We start from the raw sequence: 20,827 nt of genomic DNA, 5'->3' as shown, positions 1-20,827 counted from the left end.
TACCTGAGGTGAACCAGACAAAGGGGGCACGCGATGGACCTGCGGCACTGGCTCGCCCGCGCGGTCGACGTCGTCGAACGATGGGGCGAGCGGTTCGGTCCCTACCCACGCCACCCGTCCCAACTGCTGCCCGACGCCGAGTTCGCGCCGGTGTTCGACCTGTTCGCCGCGCGGATGACGAACAACTACCCGTTCTTCCACCCGCGCTACGCCGGCCAGATGGTCAAGCCGCCGCACCCCGCGGCCGTGGTCGGCTACCTCACCGCGATGTTGTACAACCCCAACAACCACGCGGCCGAGGGCGGCCCGGCGACCACCGAGATGGAACGCGAGTGCGTGGACGCCCTGGCCGGCATGTTCGGCCTGCGCTCGGCGCTGGGACACCTGACCACCAGCGGCACCATGGCCAACCTGGAGGCCCTCTACGTCGCCCGCCAGACCCATCCGGGGCGGGGCGTCGCGTTCAGCACCGAGGCGCACTACACCCACCAGCGGATGTGTGACGTACTGGGCGTCGACGGCCACCCGGTGCCGGTCGACGCCGCCGGCCGGCTCGACGTCGACGCCCTGGAGCGGGAGCTGGCGACCGGGCGGGTCGGCACGGTCGTGGTGACCGCCGGCACCACCGGTCTCGGCGCGGTCGACCCGGTGCACGAGGTGCTGCCGCTGGCCCGCCGGTACGGCGCGCGGGTGCACGTGGACGCCGCCTACGGCGGGTTCTTCACCCTGCTGGCCCGGCCAGACGCGCCGGAGCCGATCGACCCCCGGCCCTGGCAGGCGATCGCCGGCTGCGACTCGGTGGTCGTGGACCCGCACAAGCACGGCCTCCAGCCCTACGGCTGCGGTGCGGTGCTGTTCAACGACCCCAGCGACGGGCGGCACTTCGCCCACGACTCGCCCTACACCTACTTCACCGACGCCGAGCTGCACCTGGGCGAGATCAGCCTGGAGTGCTCGCGCCCCGGTGCCTCGGCCGCCGCGCTGTGGCTGACGCTGCAACTGGTCCCGCTGACCGCCCAGGGCTTCGGCGCGACCCTGTCGGCCAGCCGCCGGGCCGCGCTGCGCTGGGCCGACCTGATCGACGCCTCCCCGGCCCTGCGGCTCTACCAGCGCCCCGAGCTGGACATCGTGACCTACTTCCCCGCCACCGCGAACCCGGCCCTGAGCGCCGTGGACGCCGCGTCGAACCGGCTGCTGCGCGACGGGATGGGCGCTGCCGAGGAACCGGTGTTCCTCAGCGTCGTGCGCGCCGACGCCGAGGCCTTCGGCCACCGCCACCCCGACCTGGTGCCCGACGCGCCCACGGCGCACGTCCTGCGCAGCGTGCTGATCAAGCCCGAGGCGGAGGCCTACCTGGATCACCTGCACGACCGGGTGCACGAACTCGCCGCCGGAGCCGACCTGCCGGCGGGACACCGCAGCGAACACACGGCGGATGGAGAGGCATTGCGATCCGAGGGTATTCACCGGGCGACCCCGACCGGAATCGTGCGGGGGACCGAGGCCGACACCGACCGGCTCGTCGACGTACTCGTCAACTCGTTCTTCACGGACCCGCTCATGCTCTGGGCGTTCCCCGACGAGACCCGGCGCGCGCAGATCCTGCCCCAGTTCTTCCTGGCGCAGCTGGAGATCTCGCTCGACTACGACGGCGTGCTCACCGACGAGCGACGCCAGGCCGCGCTGCTGTTCCTGCCACCGGGCGCGTGGGACAAGCTGGAGGCGCGCGACGAGGAGCTGACCGAACGCTTCGGTGAGCTGGCCGGCGAGTACCGGCAGGCGCTGCTGACGATCATGGGTCTCCAGGCCCACCACCACCCGGCCGGCGAGCACTACTACCCGTCCTTCGGCGCCGTGCTGCCCGACGCGCGTCGCGCCGGCACCATGGTCACGCTCAGCGGTGAGCTGCTGGCGCGCGCGGACCGCGAGCACGTCGGCGTGTACACCGAGGCCAGCTCGGTGGCCGGCGCCGCGCTGTGCCTGCGTCAGGGGTTCACGCCGGTCGGGACCGAGATCGTGCTGCCGGGCGGCCCCTCCCTTCGTCCCCTGTGGAGGGAGCCACGATGAGTGCCGCGCTTGGCGACGACCAGCTCCTGCTCTGGCCGGCGAGCCAGGTCAGGAGCGGTGCCGTGCCGGCGGAGCATCGTGGCCCGCTGAACGAGATCCTGGACTGGAGCGAGGAGTTCCTGGTCACCTCCAACCCGGCACTGGGCCGCACCGGCCCGGTCTGCCCGTACACCGCGCCGTCGCTGCGCAAGGACCTGTACTACCTGGGCGTGGCGGTCGACGACGGCGGCGGACTGGACATGCCCGCCGTGATCGCCCAGCTGCGGACCTGGCACGCGCGGCTCACCGCCGAGCTGAGCGAGGCCGACCGCGAGCTGGTGGCGTTGCTGGTGGTGCTGCCGCACCTGGACCACACGGACTCCACCGAGCTGGACGAGTTGCAGCGCAAGGCCAAGGACGAGTTCGTCGCCGAGGGCCTGATGATCGGCCAGTTCCACCCGGTGTGCCCGGAACCGGGCCTGTGGAGCAGGACGTTCCGGCCGTTGCGTTCGCCGATCCCGTTGCTGGCCGTGCGTCAGCTGCTGGTGTTCGACCTGCCTTTCCTGGAGTCCGAGCCGCACCTGGAGCGCTATCTGACGCGGTTCGCCGACACCATTCCGGCGAGAATGCGCAACCAGATCGTCGCCAGAATGACCAACAACAACCATCTGGACGTCGCCTGAGTTCCGGCCGGGCGGGTTGTGCGTTTCGCCGCCCGGCCGGTTTCTCAGGCGGGGGTCCAGACGTCGGTCTGGGCGGTCGCCTTCACGTAGTCGGAGAAATCCCGGGGCGCCCGCCCGAGCGCCCGTTCGATTCCGTCGGTGAGCCGGGCGTTGTGCCCGTCGAGGGTTTCGGTGAACAGCCCGATCAGCAGGTCGGCCGAGGCCGGCGGCACCCCGGCGGCCACCGCCCCCTCGCGGTAGGCGTCCATGGTGACCGGCAGGTACCGGACATCGCGCCCGGTGGCCCGCGCGATCTCCAGCGCGGTGTCGGCGAAGGTGAGCAGCCGCGGTCCGGTCACCTCGTAGAGCTGGCCGGTGTGCCGGTCGTCGGTGAGCGCGGCGACCACCACGTCGGCGATGTCGTCGACGTCGACGAACGGCTCGGGGATGTCGCCGGCAGGCAGGGCGATCACCCCCGACCGGACCGCGTCGAGCAGGAAACCCTCACTGAAGTTCTGCGTGAACCAGGCCGCCCGGACGATGGTCCAGTCCGCGCCGCTGTCGCGCAGCAGGTCCTCGGCGCGTTCGGCCTCGTGCTCACCGCGGCCGGAGAGCAGGACCAGCCGCCCGACCCCGCAGCGCACCGCCAGTTCGGTGAACGCGCCGATGGCGTCGGCGGCCCCGGGGAAGGCGATGTCGGGGGAGTAGACGACGTAGGCGGCGTCCGCGCCGGCCAGAGCCGCGTGCCAGGTGCGCGGTTCCCGCCAGTCGAACGGCGGGGTGGTGGTGCGGGAGGCGCCGCGCACGGCGACGTCGTGGGCGAGCAGGCGCGGGACAATTCGCCGTCCGGTTCTGCCGTTCGGCTGGAGTACCAGGATTTCCCGTGTCATGTTCCCACCCTGTCAGCGAAGGGGGATACGCAGAACACGTCCGGTTCCCGGGCAGACGCCGCAGTCGCTGACATAGGCGTTGTCGCCGCTGATCAGCAGGCCGGCCGGCCCGGTGAGATCGGTGGTAACGATCTGGTGTTTCCCGTCGCGGCCGACCTTGATCAGCGCGCCGGTGAGATCTCCGGTGAACAGGCCGGCGTGGGAGATCTCCCGGACGTAGCGATTGCCGCGCCGGTCGAAGCTGGCGAACACGGCGACGAGCGCCGGTTTCGACCTGGCTCCAGTGAACATGTCGATCCTTCCCCAGGCTGAAGTCCGATGTGGACTGTAGGTTCAGGCCGGTACGCGACTCGCCTTCGCCTTGGCCCTGGCGCGTGCCGGCTTGATGTTCAGCCACCAGTAGGCGATCGCCAGGTTCACCATCCAGCCGAGCCAGAAACCACCCAGCGGGAAGAACACGTCCGGCGAGTCCGGCACGCCAGGGATCGCCGGCACACCCACCGCGATGACGCGGCCGGTGGCCAGACCCATGGCGGTCGCGAAGCTGTAGATCATCCAGCGGCGGTGCTCCCGGGTGTCGCGCGCCCGGCCGGCCAGATAGCCGCGGATCGTGAAGAACAGGCCGAGCGAGGCCCAGACCGTGGCACCGGAAGCGCCGATCAGGTTCAGCTCACCCATCGGGACGACGACCAGGGCCAGCACACAGGTCGGGATCATGCCGGCGAACACGTAGGTCCGGCCGCTGATGCGGTGGATCTTCGGGCGGTTCCGGCGGATCCTCGGCCACAGCTGCAGACAGACCGTGAACAGCGTGATCGTGCCGAACAGGATGTGGCCCAGCAGGATCGGGTAGTGCAGCGCGATCTGGGCGTTGATCGGGATGATCGAGGTGCTCGGGTCGAGGGTCACGTACGGCGGCAGGGAGGCGGCGAGGAACGCCACCACCAGGACGACCAGGGCGATGAGGCCCTTGGGGCGTTTGGGGCGGCGTTGTGGCCGAGGCGCGGTCACCGGTGTCTGCCGGTGGTCCAGGGTGTTCGACACGATCGGCTCCTCTGGCGGTGGCTGGGCGGCTTGTCCAGGGTCGCAGTCGGATTTGTCTGGCCCCAGGGAATTGTTCACGTCGTCCGGTATGAATTTTTCATGGTCGTGTCGCTGTTTCCTGGGGAAACGAACAGGGCGGGCTCGCATGCCGGTGCACGCGGGCCCGCCCTGGGGTTCGACTGCGGCTCAGGTTATGGCCACGCCGCCGTCGACGCTTACCACCTGGCCGGTGATGCAGTCGCCGTCCAGGAACAGACGCAGGCTGGCGGCCACTTCCTCGGTCGTCGGGAACCGGGGAATCGGGGACTTCTCCAGGATGTTCGCGGTCACCGCGTCGGACAGGCCGCTGGTCATGGCCGTTTCCATGAAACCCGGCGACAGCGCGTTGACCGTGACACCCCGGCGGCCGACCTCCGCCGCCAGTGACCTGGTGAAGCCGATGATGCCCGCCTTGGACGCCGAGTACGCGGTCTGGCCGGACGAGGCGATCAGACCGGACGGGGACACGATGTTGATGATGCGGCCCCACCGCTTGCGCAGCATGCCCCCGACCGCGGCCCTCGACGTGTGGAACGTGCCGAGCAGGTTCGTCCGGATGACCTCGTGCCAGTCCTCGGGGGACTGCATGGCCATCAGGGCGTCCTTGCGGATACCACCGTTGTTCACCAGGACGTCGATCGGGCCCAGTTTCTCCGCGATCTCGGCGTTGAGGGCGACAACGGCCTCCCAGTCACCGACGTCGCCGGTGACCACGACGGACTCGTTCTCCAGCTTGTCCGCCACGGCCAGCGCCGCGTCCTTCGAGCGGTTGTAGTGCACCGCCACCCGGCAACCCAGCCCGTCCAGCTCCATCGCCAGCGCCTGGCCCAACCCGCCGGACGCGCCCGTGACGAGCGCGACCGGCTGATCGGGCCGAACACCAGCCGCCTTTTTACTCACGACGCCCCCTCGCAGGCTCGGTGGCGCCGCTCGCGGTCGCCCTGTGTTCGATGGTTCGCTCCGCAAGCTCCGCTCACGACTGTTCGCCTCCCCATTTCAGGAGTACGGACCCCCAGGTCATGCCCGCGCCGAAGCCCGCGAGCAGCAGCAGGTCACCGTCGTTGATCCGGTCGGCCTCCAACGCCTCGGTCAGTGCGATCGGCATCGACGCCGACGCGGTGTTGCCGTACTTCTCGAGGTTGGTGATCAGCTTGTCCGGGTCGAGACCGGTGTGGTTGAGGATCGAGTTGATGATTCGGATGTTCGCCTGGTGCGGCAGGATGTGGTCGATCTCGTCAGGGTCGATCTTGGCCTGCTCGAGCGTCGCCCGCACCGAACGCACGGTGAACCGCACCGCGTTCAGGTAGATCTCGTTGCCCTTGATCTCCGAGTAGTGCAGGCCCTGGCGGACCGTCTCCTCGGTCGTGGGCATCCGGCTGCCGCCGGCCTGGATCTTGAGGCTGCCGGTGCACTTGCCGTCGGCACCCAGGTTCCAGGCCTGCAACCACTTGTCCGGTGTCGGGGTGAGCACGACCGCGCCCGCCCCGTCACCGGCCAGGATCCCGAGATCCCTGTCCTGCGGATTGATCGTCAGCGAGTGGGTGTCCGAGCCGATCAGCAGGATCGGCCTCGGGTCCAGGGTCATCAGGCCGGCGGCCGTGATGAGCCCGTACACGAAACCCGAGCACTCCGCGTTGACGTCGTGCGCGCTCCCGGCGACGCCGAGGTCGTGTTGCACGAACGCCGACGTCGCCGGGGAGAGCTGCTCGGGAGTGGCCGACGCGACGATCAGGTGAGCGATGTCCTCACCGGTCAGCCCGGCCTTCTCGAGCGCGCGGCGGCCGGCTTCCACCGCGAGGCTGGCGGTCGTCTCCCCCGGGGAGACGAACCGCCGCTCACGGATCCCGCACCTGCTGACGATCCAGTCCTCGTCCACGCCGAACCGCTCGGCGATCTCGATACTGGTCACCACGCGCTCGGGCAGTGCCTTGCCCCAACCGGTGATCTGGAAGCCAGTCACGGCCGTTCTCTAGTTCTGAGCCGAGGTCTGGGAGACCAGCGCCTGGATCCGACCGTGCACGACCCGCAGGGTCGTGGTGTCGTCCATGTCACTGAACAGCGACTCGTCCGCGGGGATGTGCGGGTAGTTGGACTGGAAGCTGTACAGCCACTCCATCAGGTCGAGCGAATCGACGTCGGAGATCTTCTGCAGCGCCGCGTCGACATCGATCGACTCCGCCCCCGATACATCCTGCAACTGGGTCGCCAGTTCCTCGACGGTGGGCAGTTCCATGAGCGTGGCTCCTCTCGACTGTGGGGTCCGCATGTCGTGGTTGACAGGTAATCGCCACCAGCGCAACGGGAGCGCAATCGCCGGCGGCCCGCGCTCGTTCTTGCGGGACTGTTGCGGTCGACACGATTACCTCGTCCGCGACAGGTGAGGTGTTTTGCAGGCCCCGCGGAGCATGAGGAGAAATGAGGCGAGAATGACCACGCTCGATCACAAGCCGGTGAACCCCGAGGTCGACGCCATCCGTCACCACTACGAGGTGGGCAACGACTTCTACCGCCTCCTGCTGGGGCCGGCCATGATGTACTCCGGCGGCTACTGGAACGAGGGCGAGGACCTGCGGGCCGCCCACGACGAGGCCCAGTACCGCAAGCTGGACGCGTTCATCACCAACGCCAACGCCGTCGGCGCCGACAAGGTCCTCGACATCGGCAGCGGCTGGGGCACGATGCTCGACCGCGCCACCACCACGCACGGCGTCAAGAAGGCCGTCGGTGTCACGCTCAGCCGCACCCAGAAGGAGTTCGTCGACTCCCTGGGCAACGACAAGATCGAGATCAAGGTGGAGAGCTGGGAGGACCACCGCACCGACGAGCCCTACGACGCCGCCTTCTGCGTCAACGCGCTGGAGCACTTCGTGCTCGCGTCGCTGCCGCCCAAGGAGCGCGTCGGCCGGTTCCGCGCCTTCTTCAAGCAGTGCCACTCGCTGATCAAGGTCGACGGCCGCCTGGTGCTGCACATGATGACCATCGAGCAGCCCAAGCTCAGCCGCCGGCTCATCGACGACCTGAAGTTCCTGCAGCGCGAGGAGTTCCAGGGCTGCTACATCCCGCACACCAACGAGCTCGTCCAGGCCGCCGAGAGCCTGTTCGAGATCATCGAGATCCGCAACGAGCGGGAGACCTTCAGCCGGGCCTGCCGGGCGTGGCTGGCCAACCTGGCCGACCGCCGGGACGAGGCCGTCGCCATGCAGGGCGAGGAGGTCGTGCAGCGGTTCGAGCGCTACCTGGACATCTTCGCGTACACCCTCGAGGACAAGATCTTCAACAACTTCCGCATCGTGCTGTCGCGCAACGCCTGAGGAGGCTCCCATGACGATCACCGATCCAACACTGGGCGACGTGCGCCAGGCCGGCGGTGGCGGGAACCGTGTCCCGCACGTCCGGGTGGCCATCATCGGCGCCGGGTTCTCCGGCCTCGGGATGGCCATCCGCCTCCTCAAGTCCGAAGAGGACGACTTCCTGATCTTCGAGCGGGCCGGCCAGGTCGGCGGAACCTGGCGGGACAACACCTACCCCGGCGCCGAGTGCGACGTGGCCGCCCTGCTCTACTCCTACAGCTACGCCCAGCGCACCGACTGGCAGAGCACCTACGGCAAGCAGCCCGAGCTCTACGCCTACCTCAACGACTGCGCCGACAGGTTCGGGGTGCGGCCCTACATCCGGTTCAACCACGAGTTGGTCTCCGCGCGCTGGGACGAGAACGTCCGGCGCTGGGAGATCGAGACCAGCCAGGGCTCCTACACCGCCCAGGTCCTGGTCACCGGCAGCGGCTACCTGTCCGACCCGGTCGTGCCCGACATCAAGGGCATCAGCGGTTTCCAGGGCAAGATCTTCCACTCGTCCACCTGGGACCACGACTACGACCTCGACGGCAAGCGGGTCGCGGTCATCGGCACCGGTGCCTCGGCGCTGCAGTTCGTGCCCAAGATCCAGCCGAAGGTCGGTCAGCTGGACATCTACCAGCGCACGGCCGCGTGGATCGGCCCCAAGAGCGACAAGCCCAACGGGAAGTTCCGGCAGTGGCTGTTCCGCAACGTGCCGGGCGTGCAGGGCTTCCGCCGCGGGTTCAACCAGTGGGGCCGTGAGGTGCTCGCGTTCCTGCTCGGCAAGCCGCAGATCGCGGCCAAGACCGTGCAGGGCATGTTCGTCAAACACCTCAACAAGAGCGTGCCCGACCCGGAGCTGCGCGCGAAGCTCACCCCGGACTTCACCATCGGCTGCAAGCGGATGCTGTTCTCCAACACCTACTACCCGGCGATCCAGCAGCCCAACGTGGAGCTGGTCACCGACGGGATCAGCGAGGTGCGGGCCAACTCCATCGTGACCGCCGACGGCCAGGAGCGGGAGATCGACGCGATCATCCTGGGCACCGGCTTCGCGGCCACCGAGCGGCCGATCGCCCGCCGGGTGATCAACGACCGGGGCGTGTCGCTGGCCCAGACCTGGGAGGCCGGCGGGATGGCCGCCTACCGGGGCACCACGGTCGCCGGGTTCCCCAACCTGTTCATGCTGCTCGGTCCGAACACGACCCTGGGCCACTCGTCGCAGACGGTGATGATCGAGGCGCAGGTGCGTTACGTCGCCGACGCCCTGGCGAGCATGGGCAAGCGTGGACTGTCCAGTGTGTCGGTCCACCAGGACGCGCAGATCGCCTACAACGAGTCGGTCCAGGAGCAGCTCAAGACCACGGTCTGGAACTCCGGCCAGTGCGCCAGCTGGTACCTCGACGACAACGGCAACAACCCGTCGATCTGGCCGTCGTTCACCTGGAAGTTCCGCAAGCAGCTCAAGAAGTTCGACCTGTCCGCCTACCAGGTGACGACGCTGTCCGGCGCCGAGTACGTCACCGCCGCGCAGCGCTGAACGGGGCACGCGACATGAACAAGAACGTCACGTTCACCAGACGCAACGTCCTCAAGCGGATCACCGTCGGCGCGGCGGTGGTCGGCTGGAGCACCGCCAGCGGCGAATGGGCCGTGGCCGGCGCCGACACCACCGGTGTGGCGCGCCTGCCGAGGCTGGACGGCACCCTGGTCACCGACCCGGCCGTGCTGACCCGGTTCAGCCACGACTTCGGCCACCTGGTCACCGAGAGCCCCTGGGCGGTCCTGCGGCCCGGCTCGGTCGGCGACATCGTCGAGATGGTCCGCTACGCGCGGATCAACGGGCTCACCATCGCGGTGAACGGGCAGGGCGGCAACGGCGCCGACGACCTGGAGTCGCACTCCAACTACGGTCAGGCCGCGGTGCCCGGCGGGATCTCGATCGACGCCAAGAGCCTGTCCACGATCCACAGCATCGGCGCGAACTCCGCGTGGGTGGACACCGGGGTGACCTGGGCGCAGCTGATCGACGCCACGCTGCCCCGCGGTCTGATGCCCCCGTCGCACACCGACTACCAGCACCTGTCGATCGGCGGCACGCTCAGTGTCGGCGGGGTCGGCGGCCAGGTGCAGAAGTACGGCCTGCAGGTCGACACGGTCAGCGAGATCGAGATCGTCACCGGCCGGGGCTACGTCGTGCGCGCCTCGGCCAGGGAGAACGCCGACCTGTTCAACGCCGCGCTCGCCGGCGGCGGCCAGGTCGGCATCATCACCAAGGCCAGGGTTCGGCTGGTGGCGGCGCCGGCGCGGGCCGCGCTGTTCAGCCTGTACTACGACGACCCGGCGGTGTACTTCGCCGACCAGGAGAAGCTGCTGCGCGACGGCCGGTTCGACTACCAGGCCGGTGGCCCGGTGCGCAACGCCGAGGACACCGCGTGGCGGTACCTGATCGACGTGGTGGCCTACCACGACGGCACGCCGCCCGACCGGGCCGCGCTGCTCGCCGGGCTGCGTGACGACCGCGCCTCGGCGACCTTCGACGACCTGCCCTTCCGCGACTGGGTGTTCCGCCTGGACGCCATCGAGCAGGCCGCCAAGGAGGGCGGGTTCTGGGACCAGCCGCACCCGTGGCTGTCGCTGGTGCTGCCCCGCTCGACGGTCGCCGAGTTCACCCGGCAGGTGATGGCCGAGCTGACCTCGGCCGACCTGGGGGTCGGGTTCTCGTTCCTGTACCCGTTCCTGACCTCGAAGCTGACCAAGCCGCTGTTCAAGGTGCCCGACGAGCCGGTGGTCTACCTGTTCGACCTGCTGCGGCTGCCCTTCCCGGACGACCCGGGAGTGGCCGGCATGCTCGCCCAGAACCGCCGGTTCTACGACCTGGCGGTCTCCCTGGGCGGCACGCGGTACCTGATCGGGGCCATCCCCGACATGACACCCCGCGAGTGGCGCGGGCACTTCGGAGGTGACTGGTTCCGGCTGGTCGCCGCCAAGCGCGCCTACGACCCCGACCACGTGCTCACCCCCGGCCAGGGTTTCTTCGGCTAGCTCGACCTTGAGAGGAGTGGCCAGATTGAGTGGCTTCGACATCATCGACACCGCGTTCGTCGACACCTCGCCGGACGTCGTGTGGAAGGAACTGGTCGCCGAGCTGAGCGGCGGCGCCGGCTGGTGGGTCCCGAAGAACACCTTCGAACCCGGACCGGTCTCCCCCGACGAGGTCGGCGGGGAGACGCTGGTCACGGTGCACCCCCGGGGTGTGGGAACGGGCGGCCCGAAGCTGCGCTTCCTGGCCCGCACCACCGAGGTCGAGCCGGGCCGGCGGCTCAAGGCGGACTACGTGTCCGGCGCGTTCCTCGGCACCTGCGAGTTCCTGCTGGAACCCGCCGCCGGTGGCCGCCGCACCCGGCTGTCCATGCACTTCAAGGCCGAGCCCAAGGGCATAGCGAAGGTCCTGGGCAAGGTCGCCGACGTCGGCCTGGAGCACTCGCAGGCCACCAGGGCGGCGTTCATCCGGCTCAACCAGCTCGTCGGCGCCGGTGACCCGGTCGGCGAGGACGGTGCCGTGCGCACCGTGCGGACCAGCGACGGAGCCCAGCTCGCGGTGTCGGTGTTCGGTCCGCCGGCCGGCGAGGGCACCGGGACGGTCGTGCTGTCGCACGGCTGGGCGGCCGGGCGCAAGGCGTGGCTGGGGGTCGCCGGGCGGCTGGCCGGCCAGGGCGTCACCGTCTACGCCTACGACCAGCGCGGCCACGGCGACTCCACCCTGGGCAGCGAGCCGATCTCCATCGAGCGGCTCGGTGACGACCTGGCCACCGTGCTGGCCGCGGTGGACGCACGGGACGCGGTCGTCGCCGGGCACTCCGGCGGGGGCTTCGCGGCGATGTCCTACGCGATCAACCACGCGGCGGACGCGGCGACGCGGCTCGGCGCGCTGGCCCTGGTCGCCACGGCCGCGCACGACCAGGACACCCCGGACGGCGAGGTCCGCCTGATGGGCAACCCGGTCTTCAGCTGGGCGGTGGCCCGGGGCCCGCTCGGGCGCCGGATGCTGGGCCAGACGATGGGCCCCAAGCCGGAGCCCGCCGCGCTGGAGGCCAACCGCCGGCTGTTCGCGGCCACCCCCCGCCAGGTGCGCGCGGACTGCTTCCGGTCCTCGCGCGGGATGGACCTGCGGGAGGGTCTGCGTTCGGTCGAGGTGCCGGCGGTCGTGCTGGCCGGTACCGCCGACACCGTGATCGACCCCGAGCTGGGCAGGGTGGTGGCCGCCGAGCTGCCCAACGCCCGGTACGAGCAGCTGGCCGACAAGGGCCACATGCTCCCGCTGGAGGCCCCCGACGCCGTCGCCAAGGCCATCGCCAGCCTCGTCACCGGGTAGCCGCCACGGCACGCCCGGTCACCGATGCCGCCTCATGGCAGGCTGTCAGGCACCCAGTGGGTAAGGAGACCTCCGCCGATCCTCGGCGGAGGTCTCCACTTGGGATGGTCAACGCATCGGTCAGGGGAGTGGGAATGGACATCGTGCGGATCGCCGCGCTGGTCGCGGCGACTGTCACCACAGGACTGGTGACAGGAGTGTTCTACGGGTTTCAGGTATCGGTACTGATCGCGCTGCGCGAGGTCGACGACCGGACCTATGTGGACGTCAACCAGCGGATCAACCGGGTGATCCAGAACCCGAAGTTCTTCCTGTCGTTCCTGGGCTCGGTGGTGTTCAGCGCGGCGGCGATGGTGCTGATGTTCGGCGGCGACCGGGGTTCGGTGCTGCTGCCGGCCGCGATCGGTTTCGGGCTCAACCTGGTGGCGTTCATGGTCACCGGCGGCGGCAACGTGCCGCTCAACCGGCAGCTCGACGAGGCCGGCGCGGCCACCGACCCGGCGGTGGCGCGTCAGCGGTACGAACGCCCGTGGACGCGGCTGAACAACGTCCGCGGCTGGTTGCACGTCGGCGCGTTCGGTGCCCTGTGCTGGGCGCTGATCGCCTACGGCGCGGTGTAGGAGGGCCACGGTGACCGCACTGATCGCCAGCATCCTGCCGGTCGGGGTGCGGTACGCCGAGGCGTTCGACGACGCGGTGCCGGCGCCGTTGTTCCCGGCGGAGGAGCGGCTGCTGACCGGGGCGAAGGCCAAACGCCGGGGGGAGTTCGCGACCGCGCGCCGCTGTGCGCGCGATGCGTTGGGGGAGCTGGGAATCGCGCCGGCACCGCTGTTGCGCGGGCCGGGTGGCGCGCCGGCCTGGCCGCCGGGGGTGCTGGGCAGCCTCACTCACTGCGCCGGCTATCGTGCCGCTGTCGTCGCGCGGTGCGAGCGGGTGCGCGTGCTCGGGATCGACGCCGAGCCGGCGATTCCGTTGCCCGACGGCGTTCTCGGGTTGGTGACCTCGCCCGGTGAGCGCGCGGCGCTGGCCGCGCTCGCCCCGGGCGTGCACTGGGACCGGTTGTTGTTCTGTGCCAAGGAAGCTGTCTACAAGGCATGGTTCCCGATTACCGGAACCTGGTTGGGTTTCCGTGACGCCACGGTGGAGTTCGACTCCACCGGCGCTTTCCGCGCGGTGGTGCGCGCGCCCGGCGGACCGGGTGGTTTCACCGGTCGCTGGCTGGCCGGCGACGGGTTGCTGCTGGCCGCCGTCACCGCATGAGGATTTCACATCGCCGACCGTGTCCTGTTCCCTGGTTTGGCCTTCGCCGACCTGTGATTCTGTGCGCAGCAAAGGGTTTCGACAGCACAGACACTGACAGCGCGGAACACGGGAGGTGTCCGGATGACACCACACGCGGTGGTCGATGTGGCCGCGACGGCGGCGAGGTCCCGACCGGACCCCCGCGAGACGGCCGTCCTGCTCTCCTGCCAGGGAATGCGGGTGTCGGTCGACGGCACGGTTCTGGTCGACGACGTCTGGTTCGAGGTGCGGGCGGGGGAGATCTTCGGTCTGACCGGTGCCGAGGGCAGCGGCAAGAGCACTGTGCTGCACGCCGTGTGCGGGTTGCTGCCCACTGACGCCGGCATGGTGCTGCTCGACGGGCACCGGCTCGACTCGGTGATGTCGCCGGTGCGCACCGGCCTGGTGGGACACACGTTGCAGGAGGCGGCCGTGCTGCCCTGCGCGACCGTACTGGAGAACCTGGAGTTCTGGGCCAGGATCCACGGCAGCGAGCTGGCCGGTGAGGCCCTGGCGGTCACCGGGCTGATCGACAACGCCGACGCGCCGGTCGACCGCGCCCCGCTGGGCGTGCGCCGCGCGCTGGGCCTGGCCGTCGCACTGCTGGCCGACCCCCGGCTGCTGGTGGTCGACGAGCTGACCGCCGGGGTCGACCGGCCCGACGCCGAGCGGCTGCTGGGCATCGTGCGCCGGATCGGCGCCCAGGGCCGGTCGGTGCTCTACGCCGGCCGCGCCGCCGAGGACGTGCGGGCGGTGTGCGACCGGGTCGGCGTGCTCGACCACGGCCGCCTGGCCGCCGGCGGTGCTCGCCGCCCCGCGGCCTGAGGCCGTCCACTGTAGACGAGAAAGGGTGAGGTCCGTGCGTGTGCTGGTGATCGGAGCGACCGGGGTACTCGGCCGCGAGGTGGTACCCGCGCTGCTGGCCGACGGCCACCACGTGGGCGGAATGGCCAGCGGCCGTCACCGGCTACCGGCGATCGGTGCCCTGGGCATCGACCCGGTGGCCGCCGACGTGTTCGACGCCGACTCGCTGGTGCCGGTGTTGCGCGAGTACGACGCGGTCGTCAACGTGGCGACCAGGGTCCCGGTCGGCCGGCGGCTGATGCGCAACCGCAACTGGGCCGACAACGACCGGCTCCGCGCCGAGGGCAGCCGCGCGCTCGCCCGCGCCGCGCTGGCCGCCGGCGTCGGCGTGCTCGTCCAGGAGGGCGTGTCGCTGGCCTACGCCGAGGGCGGGGACACCGTGCTCGACGAGCGCGCGCCGCTGGACCCGGTCGGCCCGACCCGCGCGTCGGTCGCCGCGCACGTCAACGCCGAGACCTTCGCCGGCGAGGGCCGATCCGCCGTCCGGCTGCGGATCGCCACCGTGCACGGCGACGACCCGATCAGCCGCTGGATGATCAACGGCGCCAAGGGCCGTGGCCCCGCCTACTTCGGCGACCCGGACGGCTGGCTCACCGCCATCCACCCCGCCGACGCCGCGTCCGGGATCGTCGCCGCGCTCACCGCGCCCAGCGGCGTCTACAACCTCGGCGCCACCCCGATCCGCAAGCGCGAGTTCGGCGCGGTGATCGCCGAGGTCGCCGGGGCCGCCAAGGCCCGGACCCTGCCCGGCGTGCTCACCAGGGGCTTCCTGGCGATCCTGGCCAGGTCCCAGCGGCTGAGCTCGGCCAGGTTCAGCGACCTGACCGGCTGGCAGCCCAAGCGCACCGAGCCCGCGGTGGACTGGTTCCCCGCCTGGTAGGAGGCAGTGCATCATGGCAACGCTTGACGTGAACCCGGCCGCCACGGCCGGCTCCCTCCCCCCGGGGCCGACGACGTCGAGAGTCGTCCAGACGTTCCTGTACACGGTGGCCCGCAGCACCTTCTACGCCAACCTCCAGCGCCGCTACGGCGACACCTTCACCATGCGGATCACCGGCGGGCGCAACGTCGTCGCGGTCACCAGGCCCGAGCACATCCGGGAGGTGTTCACCGGGCCGTCGGACGTGTTCCACGCCAGCGACGCCAACAAGATCCTGCTCTCGGTGGCCGGCGAGAACTCGCTGCTGCTGCTCGACGGCGACCCGCACCTGAGGGCCCGCAAGCAGCTCATGCCGGCGTTCAACGGCGCCGCGCTGCGCGGCTACGGCGACATGATGACCGAATTGGCCGTCGCCGAGGTGGCGAGCTGGCCGATCGGCACGACGTTCCCGGTGCACCGCCGGCTGGCGGCGGTGACCCTGGAGGTCATCCTCAAGGTCGTGTTCGGCATGGTCGACGGCGCCCGGCTGACCCAGCTGCGGGACCTGATCGCCAAGATCTCCAACGTCGGCCCGCTGACCTTCCTCGGCTGGGCCTACCCGAACCTGGAGCGCTACTGGCCGTGGAAGCGCAACCGGGAGAACCTGCTGGCCGCCGACCGGCTGCTCTACGCCGAGATCGCCGAGCGGCGGGCGGCCACGGACCTGTCCGGCCGGGGTGACGTGCTGTCCCGGCTGATCGACTCGGACGAGACCGAGGTGTCCGACGTTGAGCTGCGCGACCACATGATCACCCTGTTGATCGCCGGCCACGACACCACCTCCACCGCGCTGGCCTGGACCTTCCACGAGCTGGCGCGCCGCCCCGACGTCCAGCGCGCCGCCCAGCACGCCGCCGACAGCGGCGACGAGGAGTACCTGCTGGGCGTGCACAAGGAGGTCATGCGGCTGCGGCCGGTGGTGCAGAACGTGGGCCGCCGGTTGCAGCGCGACGCCGACGTCGCCGGCTACCAGCTGCCCGCCGGCACGATCGTCGCGCCGATCATCTCCGAGGTGCACCGCAATCCCGGCGTGCACGACGACCCGGAGGAGTTCCGCCCGGAGCGGTTCGTCGGACGCAACCCGGCGGCCAGTACCTGGATCCCGTTCGGCGGCGGGGTGCACCGCTGCATCGGCGCGGGGTTCTCGTTGCAGGAGTCGGCGGTGGTGCTCGGCGAGGCGTTGCGCCGCTACGACATCCACGTCACCCGGCCGGCCCCGGAGCGGCCGACCTCGCGGCACGTCACCCAGATCCCGGCCAAGGGCAGCCTGATCGTCGTGACCCCCCGGCGGCCGAGGTGAGCGCCCCGGCCGCGCCCGGGTCCTGGCGGGTTCTGAGCACCGGAGACCAGGAAGAGGTTGTACTGGCATGCGACTTCCCCACGCCCATCCGACCCGAGGCCACGTTCGCCGACCTCGCCTCGCGGCTGCGTCCGGCCCGTACGGTGTGGGAGGCGCTGCCACCCCCGGCCGGCGCCGAACGCGGCTGGTCCGCGCGGGACTACCTGGCCGGGTGGCTGGACGGGCTGCCGGCGACGGGAGCACGGATCAGCGCGGTGCTCGGGTTCTGTGCCGGGAGTGTGTTCGCGGCCGCCGTCGCCGACCGGGTCGCCCGGTGGCAGGCCGACGCCCCCGAGCTGGTGCTGTTCGACCCGGAACGCCCGACCGCCGGCGCGCTGTACGCCCAGTACCACCGGGGCGCCGAGCTGTTCGGCTCGGTGCTCTCCCCGCAGGAGGTCGCCGACGTGTTGCGCCGGGGACAGGAACTGTTGCACGCCAACGACGACGTGCAGGTCTTCGGGCCCGCGCTCAGCGAGCTGTACGTGTCGGCCGGTGACACCGCGTTCGAACGGGTCGGGCTCGACCCGGTGCGGCGCGCCGAGCTGTCGGCCACGTTCACCTCGTTCGTGAACTGGGTCGTGGCGGCCGACCAGCTCGACCCCACCCCGGCGTGGGCGCGGGCGACCGTGGTCGGCTCGGCGACCAGGGGCGGCACCGACCTCGGTGGCCGGGAGCTGCGTGTCGACGTCGAGCACGTCGACCTGTTGCGGGCCGACGCCGTGGCCGGCGTCCTGTCCGGCTTACTCAGCCCGGTGCCCAACGGCTGAGGGCACCGTCCGGCGAAGGAGACCGCCGTGGAACACGACAACCTGGCCACGAACAACGAACAATCCCTGTGGCTGCTGGAAAGATGCGTTCCCGGGACGGGGGTCAACAACGTCCCCTTCGCGTTCCGCGTCGCCGGCGGCCTGCGCCGTGACGTCCTGGCGACGGCACTGGGCCACGTCCTCGATCGGCATCCGGTGCTGCGCAGGCGTTTCCTGGTCGAGGACGCCCGGCTGGTCATCTCGGCCGGCCAGCCGGACACGGTCGACCTGGAGGACATCACCGGCGAGGTCACCGAGTTCGCCACCCGCCCGTTCACCGTGGACGGTGGGTCGTTGCTGCGGGTCGGTGTCGCCGGCGAGCTGGTGTGCGTGGTGGCCCACCACCTGGTGTTCGACGCCCTGTCGGCGTTCCTGTTCGGCGCGGACCTGGCCGCCGCCTACGACGCGGTCCTCGCCGGCACCCCGCTGCCCGCGCCCGCGCCGGCGCCGGCCAGGACGGCCGCCTCGGGTGGCGAGTTCTGGCGCCGGCACCTCGACGGGTTCGACCCGGCCGGACTGGCACTGGGCATCGCGACCCGCGAGGCCACCACCTGGACGCTGGCCGGCGCGCAGGTCACCCACGAGCTGACCCCGGAGATCGCCAACGTCATCACCCGGCTGCGCAAGTCGCTGCGCGCCCCCGACGGGGTGCTGCTGCTCGCCGCCTACTACCTGCTGCTGGCCCGCCACGGCGCCGGCCCTGACCTGGTCGTCGGCGCCCCGTTCACCACCCGCGACGAGTCAACGGCGAAGGCGGTCGGCTTCCACGTCAACGTCGCGCCGCTGCGGGTGTCGGTCGACGAGCGGGCGAGCTTCCGCGACCTGACCCGCCGGGTGCGGGAGGTGTTCCTGGCGGGGCTGGAGCACCGCGCCGAGCAGGTCGAGGTCCCGGCCGATCGGCCGGCGGTGTGGCGCAACCCGGTGTTCCGGCACGTGTTCAACTACGTCCCGGTCGGCGCGGCGACCACGTTCGAGTTCGGCGGCGCCCCGGCCGAAGTGGTCCAGCTGGACGCCGCCTACAGCAAGTTCGACCTGGAGTTCTTCCTGCTCGCCTCCCCCGAGCGGCTGGCGCTGCGCGCGGTGTACGCCACCGAGGTGCACGACGAGGCCGACGTCGTGGCCCTGCTGGAGCGCTACGAGCACCTGCTGCTGGCCGTCGACACCGACCCCGACCTGCCGATCGGCGACCTGCCGTCCTGGGGGACGGTCGCCCCGGCGGCCCCGGCCGTGGCCGTCGCCGGGAGCGGCCCGGTCGACGAGGCGCTGGTCGAGCGGCTCGTCGGGCTGTGGCACGAGGTGCTTGGCCGCACCGACCTCGGGCCGGACGCCAACTTCTTCGACAGCGGCGGCCACTCGCTGCTGGCCGCCAAACTCGCCCAGCTCGCCGAGGGCGCCACCGGCGTGCCGCTCACCCTCGCCGAGTTCTTCGCCCACCCGACGCCGCGTGCGCTGGCCGCCCACCTGCGGGGCGCGTGATGGCCCCCCGGCAGACCGGCCGCCGGGCCAACACCGTGCACGGCCTGTTCCGCTGGTGCGTCGACCGCTGGCCGTCGGCGATCGCGGTGCGGCACAACGGCCGCGACGTCGACTACGCCGAGCTGGACGCGATGTCCGACGCCTACGCCGCCGAGCTGGAGGCGCTGGGCGTCGGCCCGGGGCACGTCGTGCCGGTGCTGCTGGCGCGCTCCCCGGAGTTCCTGGCCGTGCTGCTGGCCGTGCTCAAGCGCGGCGCCGCCTACGCCGCGCTGGACCTGCGCTGGCCGGCGGCCCGGCTGCACGACATGGTCGACGCGCTGCCCGCCCCGGTGGTGGTCACCACCTCGGACACCGGCTCGCCGCGCCCGGTGTGGCGCCCGACCAACCCCCGGGGCGACCGCCGCGTCCCCACCCACGTCCCGGTCAGCGGCGACGACCCGAGCGCGGTGTTCTTCACCTCGGGGTCCTCCGGGCGGCCCAAGGCGGTGGTGTGCGCGCACCGGGGCACCGTGCGGCTGTTCGACGACTGGGCGTTCGCGCCGGTCGGGTCGGGCACCGTGATGCCGCAGTCACTGGCGGCCAGCTGGGACGCGTTCGGGCTGGACTCGTGGGGTGTGCTGCTCGGCGGCGGGACCGTGGTCCTGCTCGACGGCGGCACCCTGGAGCTGGCCTCGCGGCTGCGGGAGCTGGTCGCCGAGGGCGTGAACACGGTGTTCCTGCCCACCGCGGTTTTCCAACTGGTGGTGGAGACCGACCTGGACGCGTTCGCCGGCCTGCGGGTCGTGGGCACCGGCGGTGAGCGGCTCTCACCCCGGCACGCCGACCTGTTCCTGGCCCGCCACCCGGAGCTGCCGCTGGTCAACATGTACGGCCCGGTGGAGTCGACGATCGCGGCCACCGACCACGTGGTGCGCCCCGCCGACAGCACCGGCCGGGCGGGGGTGCCGATCGGCCGGCCGCTGCCCGACACCGGGGTGCACGTGCTCGACGGCGAGCGGCCGTGCGCGGTGGCCGAGACCGGGGAGATCTGCCTGTCCGGCGCGGGCCTGGCGCTGGGCTACCTCGGCGACGCGGAGCTGACCGCCCGCCGGTTCGTGACGGTCACCGTGGACGGTGAGCCGACGGTGGTCTACCGCACCGGCGACGCCGGCCACTGGTCGGCCGACGGCCTGCTGCACTTCGACGGCCGGCTCGACCGGCAGGTGAAGGTGCGCGGGTACCGCGTCGAGCCGGAGGAGATCGAGCGCGCCGCCCAGGAGGTCGCGGGGGTCGGCAGCGCGGCCGTGGTCCCGGTCGGCGAGGACGACGGCGCGTGCGAGGCGCTGTGCCTGTTCTACGTGAGCCTGCCCGGCGGCGCCGACCCCGACGGGCTGCGCGCCGAGCTGGAGCGGCGGCTGCCCGGCCACCTGGTGCCCGACCACGTCCGCCGCCTGGACCGGCTGCCGGTGGCCGAGGACCGCAAGGTCGACCGGCGGGAGCTGGCGGCGCTGGTCGCCGGGGACCTGGCGGGGCGGGCCGACCTGCCGCGCACCGTGACCGAGAAACGCGTCGCCGGGATCTTCGCCGAGCTGCTCGGCCTGCCCGAGGTGCCGCGCGCCGCGTCCTTCTTCGCCCTCGGCGGCAACTCGCTGGGCGTGGCCCGGCTGTGTGTGCGCCTGGACGAGGAGTTCGGCGTGACCGTCCCGGTGACGACCCTGTTCGAGACCACGACCGTCGCCGGCGTCGCCGGGCTGCTCGGTGGAGAGGGTTGA

The 20,827-nt window shown here is 71.3% G+C and carries 20 protein-coding genes; 14 read left to right on the top strand and 6 right to left on the bottom strand.

Going from position 1 to position 20,827, the window contains the following annotated elements:
• Positions 1–33 precede the first annotated feature (33 nt).
• Entirely contained in the window at positions 34–2,067 is a 2,034-nt protein-coding gene (locus BLA60_RS30610) for a pyridoxal phosphate-dependent decarboxylase family protein (protein ID WP_211288907.1), read from the top strand.
• The gene (locus BLA60_RS30605) at positions 2,064–2,729 is read left to right on the top strand and encodes a DUF6875 domain-containing protein (protein WP_075136502.1); all 666 of its coding nucleotides are present in this window, start codon (positions 2,064–2,066) and stop codon (positions 2,727–2,729) included. The genes BLA60_RS30610 and BLA60_RS30605 overlap by 4 nt, the downstream gene beginning before the upstream one ends.
• A 44-nt stretch (positions 2,730–2,773) precedes the next feature.
• Here BLA60_RS30605 and BLA60_RS30600 read toward each other — a convergent pair whose 3' ends face one another.
• The 6 genes from BLA60_RS30600 to BLA60_RS30575 all read right to left on the bottom strand — a co-directional run bounded on the left by BLA60_RS30600 (position 2,774) and on the right by BLA60_RS30575 (position 6,914).
• Positions 2,774–3,598: an NAD(P)H-binding protein gene (locus BLA60_RS30600; RefSeq protein ID WP_075136501.1), complete on the bottom strand. Its 825-nt coding sequence runs from the start codon at positions 3,596–3,598 to the stop codon at positions 2,774–2,776.
• A gap of 12 nt (positions 3,599–3,610) precedes the next feature.
• The gene (locus tag BLA60_RS30595; protein WP_075136500.1) at positions 3,611–3,889 is read right to left on the bottom strand and encodes a hypothetical protein; all 279 of its coding nucleotides are present in this window, start codon (positions 3,887–3,889) and stop codon (positions 3,611–3,613) included.
• A 42-nt stretch (positions 3,890–3,931) separates the two neighbouring features.
• A complete protein-coding gene (locus BLA60_RS30590) occupies positions 3,932–4,642 on the bottom strand; it encodes a DUF2306 domain-containing protein (protein WP_162293032.1) in 711 nt (236 codons plus the stop codon).
• Between the two features lie 186 nt (positions 4,643–4,828).
• Positions 4,829–5,581 carry a 3-oxoacyl-ACP reductase family protein gene (locus tag BLA60_RS30585; protein ID WP_084735434.1) on the bottom strand — a complete coding sequence of 251 codons (753 nt, stop codon included), beginning with the start codon at positions 5,579–5,581 and terminating at the stop codon, positions 4,829–4,831.
• A gap of 73 nt (positions 5,582–5,654) precedes the next feature.
• Positions 5,655–6,641 carry a 3-oxoacyl-ACP synthase III family protein gene (locus BLA60_RS30580; protein ID WP_075136499.1) on the bottom strand — a complete coding sequence of 329 codons (987 nt, stop codon included), beginning with the start codon at positions 6,639–6,641 and terminating at the stop codon, positions 5,655–5,657.
• Between the two features lie 9 nt (positions 6,642–6,650).
• Positions 6,651–6,914, bottom strand: a complete 264-nt coding sequence (locus BLA60_RS30575; RefSeq protein WP_075136498.1) for a hypothetical protein — start codon at positions 6,912–6,914, stop codon at positions 6,651–6,653.
• Positions 6,915–7,107: 193 nt separating this feature from the next.
• Here BLA60_RS30575 and BLA60_RS30570 point away from each other — a divergent pair, with 193 nt between their 5' ends.
• From BLA60_RS30570 to BLA60_RS30515, 12 genes are all read left to right on the top strand, one after another.
• Positions 7,108–7,992, top strand: coding sequence for a class I SAM-dependent methyltransferase (locus tag BLA60_RS30570; protein WP_075136497.1), 885 nt, complete (start codon positions 7,108–7,110; stop codon positions 7,990–7,992).
• 10 nt (positions 7,993–8,002) lie between these two features.
• Entirely contained in the window at positions 8,003–9,556 is a 1,554-nt protein-coding gene (locus tag BLA60_RS30565; protein ID WP_075136496.1) for a flavin-containing monooxygenase, read from the top strand.
• Between the two features lie 14 nt (positions 9,557–9,570).
• Positions 9,571–11,061 (top strand): FAD-binding protein, encoded by a 1,491-nt coding sequence (locus tag BLA60_RS30560; RefSeq protein WP_075136495.1) that lies wholly within the window; start codon positions 9,571–9,573, stop codon positions 11,059–11,061.
• 25 nt (positions 11,062–11,086) lie between these two features.
• Positions 11,087–12,391, top strand: coding sequence for an alpha/beta fold hydrolase (locus tag BLA60_RS30555; protein WP_211288906.1), 1,305 nt, complete (start codon positions 11,087–11,089; stop codon positions 12,389–12,391).
• 134 nt (positions 12,392–12,525) lie between these two features.
• The gene (locus BLA60_RS30550) at positions 12,526–13,011 is read left to right on the top strand and encodes an anthrone oxygenase family protein (protein WP_075136494.1); all 486 of its coding nucleotides are present in this window, start codon (positions 12,526–12,528) and stop codon (positions 13,009–13,011) included.
• 10 nt (positions 13,012–13,021) lie between these two features.
• Positions 13,022–13,651: a 4'-phosphopantetheinyl transferase family protein gene (locus BLA60_RS30545; RefSeq protein ID WP_342744789.1), complete on the top strand. Its 630-nt coding sequence runs from the start codon at positions 13,022–13,024 to the stop codon at positions 13,649–13,651.
• 123 nt (positions 13,652–13,774) lie between these two features.
• Positions 13,775–14,497, top strand: a complete 723-nt coding sequence (locus tag BLA60_RS30540; protein ID WP_075136493.1) for an ATP-binding cassette domain-containing protein — start codon at positions 13,775–13,777, stop codon at positions 14,495–14,497.
• A 25-nt stretch (positions 14,498–14,522) separates the two neighbouring features.
• Positions 14,523–15,416: an NAD-dependent epimerase/dehydratase family protein gene (locus tag BLA60_RS30535; protein WP_245812243.1), complete on the top strand. Its 894-nt coding sequence runs from the start codon at positions 14,523–14,525 to the stop codon at positions 15,414–15,416.
• Positions 15,417–15,429: 13 nt separating this feature from the next.
• On the top strand, positions 15,430–16,755 hold the full coding sequence (locus tag BLA60_RS30530) for a cytochrome P450 (RefSeq protein ID WP_075136492.1): 1,326 nt from the start codon (positions 15,430–15,432) through the stop codon (positions 16,753–16,755).
• Positions 16,752–17,561: a hypothetical protein gene (locus BLA60_RS30525; RefSeq protein WP_075136491.1), complete on the top strand. Its 810-nt coding sequence runs from the start codon at positions 16,752–16,754 to the stop codon at positions 17,559–17,561. The genes BLA60_RS30530 and BLA60_RS30525 overlap by 4 nt, the downstream gene beginning before the upstream one ends.
• Positions 17,562–17,588: 27 nt before the next feature.
• Positions 17,589–19,076 carry a condensation domain-containing protein gene (locus BLA60_RS30520; protein WP_075136490.1) on the top strand — a complete coding sequence of 496 codons (1,488 nt, stop codon included), beginning with the start codon at positions 17,589–17,591 and terminating at the stop codon, positions 19,074–19,076.
• Positions 19,076–20,827: a non-ribosomal peptide synthetase gene (locus BLA60_RS30515; RefSeq protein ID WP_154814740.1), complete on the top strand. Its 1,752-nt coding sequence runs from the start codon at positions 19,076–19,078 to the stop codon at positions 20,825–20,827. Before BLA60_RS30520 ends, BLA60_RS30515 begins: the two co-directional genes overlap by 1 nt.

The sequence above is a fragment of the Actinophytocola xinjiangensis genome, assembly GCF_001921215.1.
Classification (GTDB): Bacteria; Actinomycetota; Actinomycetes; order Mycobacteriales; family Pseudonocardiaceae; genus Actinophytocola; species Actinophytocola xinjiangensis.
The sequence above is the reverse complement of the archived record's forward strand: the minus strand, read 5'-3'. Positions and strand labels throughout refer to the sequence as shown.

What these genes read in the sequence shown, in the direction of transcription:
- BLA60_RS30610 (WP_211288907.1), top strand. Translation starts at nt 34, where the DNA reads ATGGACCTGCGGCACTGGCTCGCCCGCGCGGTCGACGTCGTCGAACGA.
- BLA60_RS30605 (WP_075136502.1), top strand. Translation starts at nt 2,064, where the DNA reads ATGAGTGCCGCGCTTGGCGACGACCAGCTCCTGCTCTGGCCGGCGAGC.
- BLA60_RS30600 (WP_075136501.1), bottom strand. Translation starts at nt 3,598, where the DNA reads ATGACACGGGAAATCCTGGTACTCCAGCCGAACGGCAGAACCGGACGG.
- BLA60_RS30595 (WP_075136500.1), bottom strand. Translation starts at nt 3,889, where the DNA reads ATGTTCACTGGAGCCAGGTCGAAACCGGCGCTCGTCGCCGTGTTCGCC.
- BLA60_RS30575 (WP_075136498.1), bottom strand. Translation starts at nt 6,914, where the DNA reads ATGGAACTGCCCACCGTCGAGGAACTGGCGACCCAGTTGCAGGATGTA.
- BLA60_RS30570 (WP_075136497.1), top strand. Translation starts at nt 7,108, where the DNA reads ATGACCACGCTCGATCACAAGCCGGTGAACCCCGAGGTCGACGCCATC.
- BLA60_RS30565 (WP_075136496.1), top strand. Translation starts at nt 8,003, where the DNA reads ATGACGATCACCGATCCAACACTGGGCGACGTGCGCCAGGCCGGCGGT.
- BLA60_RS30560 (WP_075136495.1), top strand. Translation starts at nt 9,571, where the DNA reads ATGAACAAGAACGTCACGTTCACCAGACGCAACGTCCTCAAGCGGATC.
- BLA60_RS30550 (WP_075136494.1), top strand. Translation starts at nt 12,526, where the DNA reads ATGGACATCGTGCGGATCGCCGCGCTGGTCGCGGCGACTGTCACCACA.
- BLA60_RS30540 (WP_075136493.1), top strand. Translation starts at nt 13,775, where the DNA reads ATGACACCACACGCGGTGGTCGATGTGGCCGCGACGGCGGCGAGGTCC.
- BLA60_RS30530 (WP_075136492.1), top strand. Translation starts at nt 15,430, where the DNA reads ATGGCAACGCTTGACGTGAACCCGGCCGCCACGGCCGGCTCCCTCCCC.
- BLA60_RS30515 (WP_154814740.1), top strand. Translation starts at nt 19,076, where the DNA reads ATGGCCCCCCGGCAGACCGGCCGCCGGGCCAACACCGTGCACGGCCTG.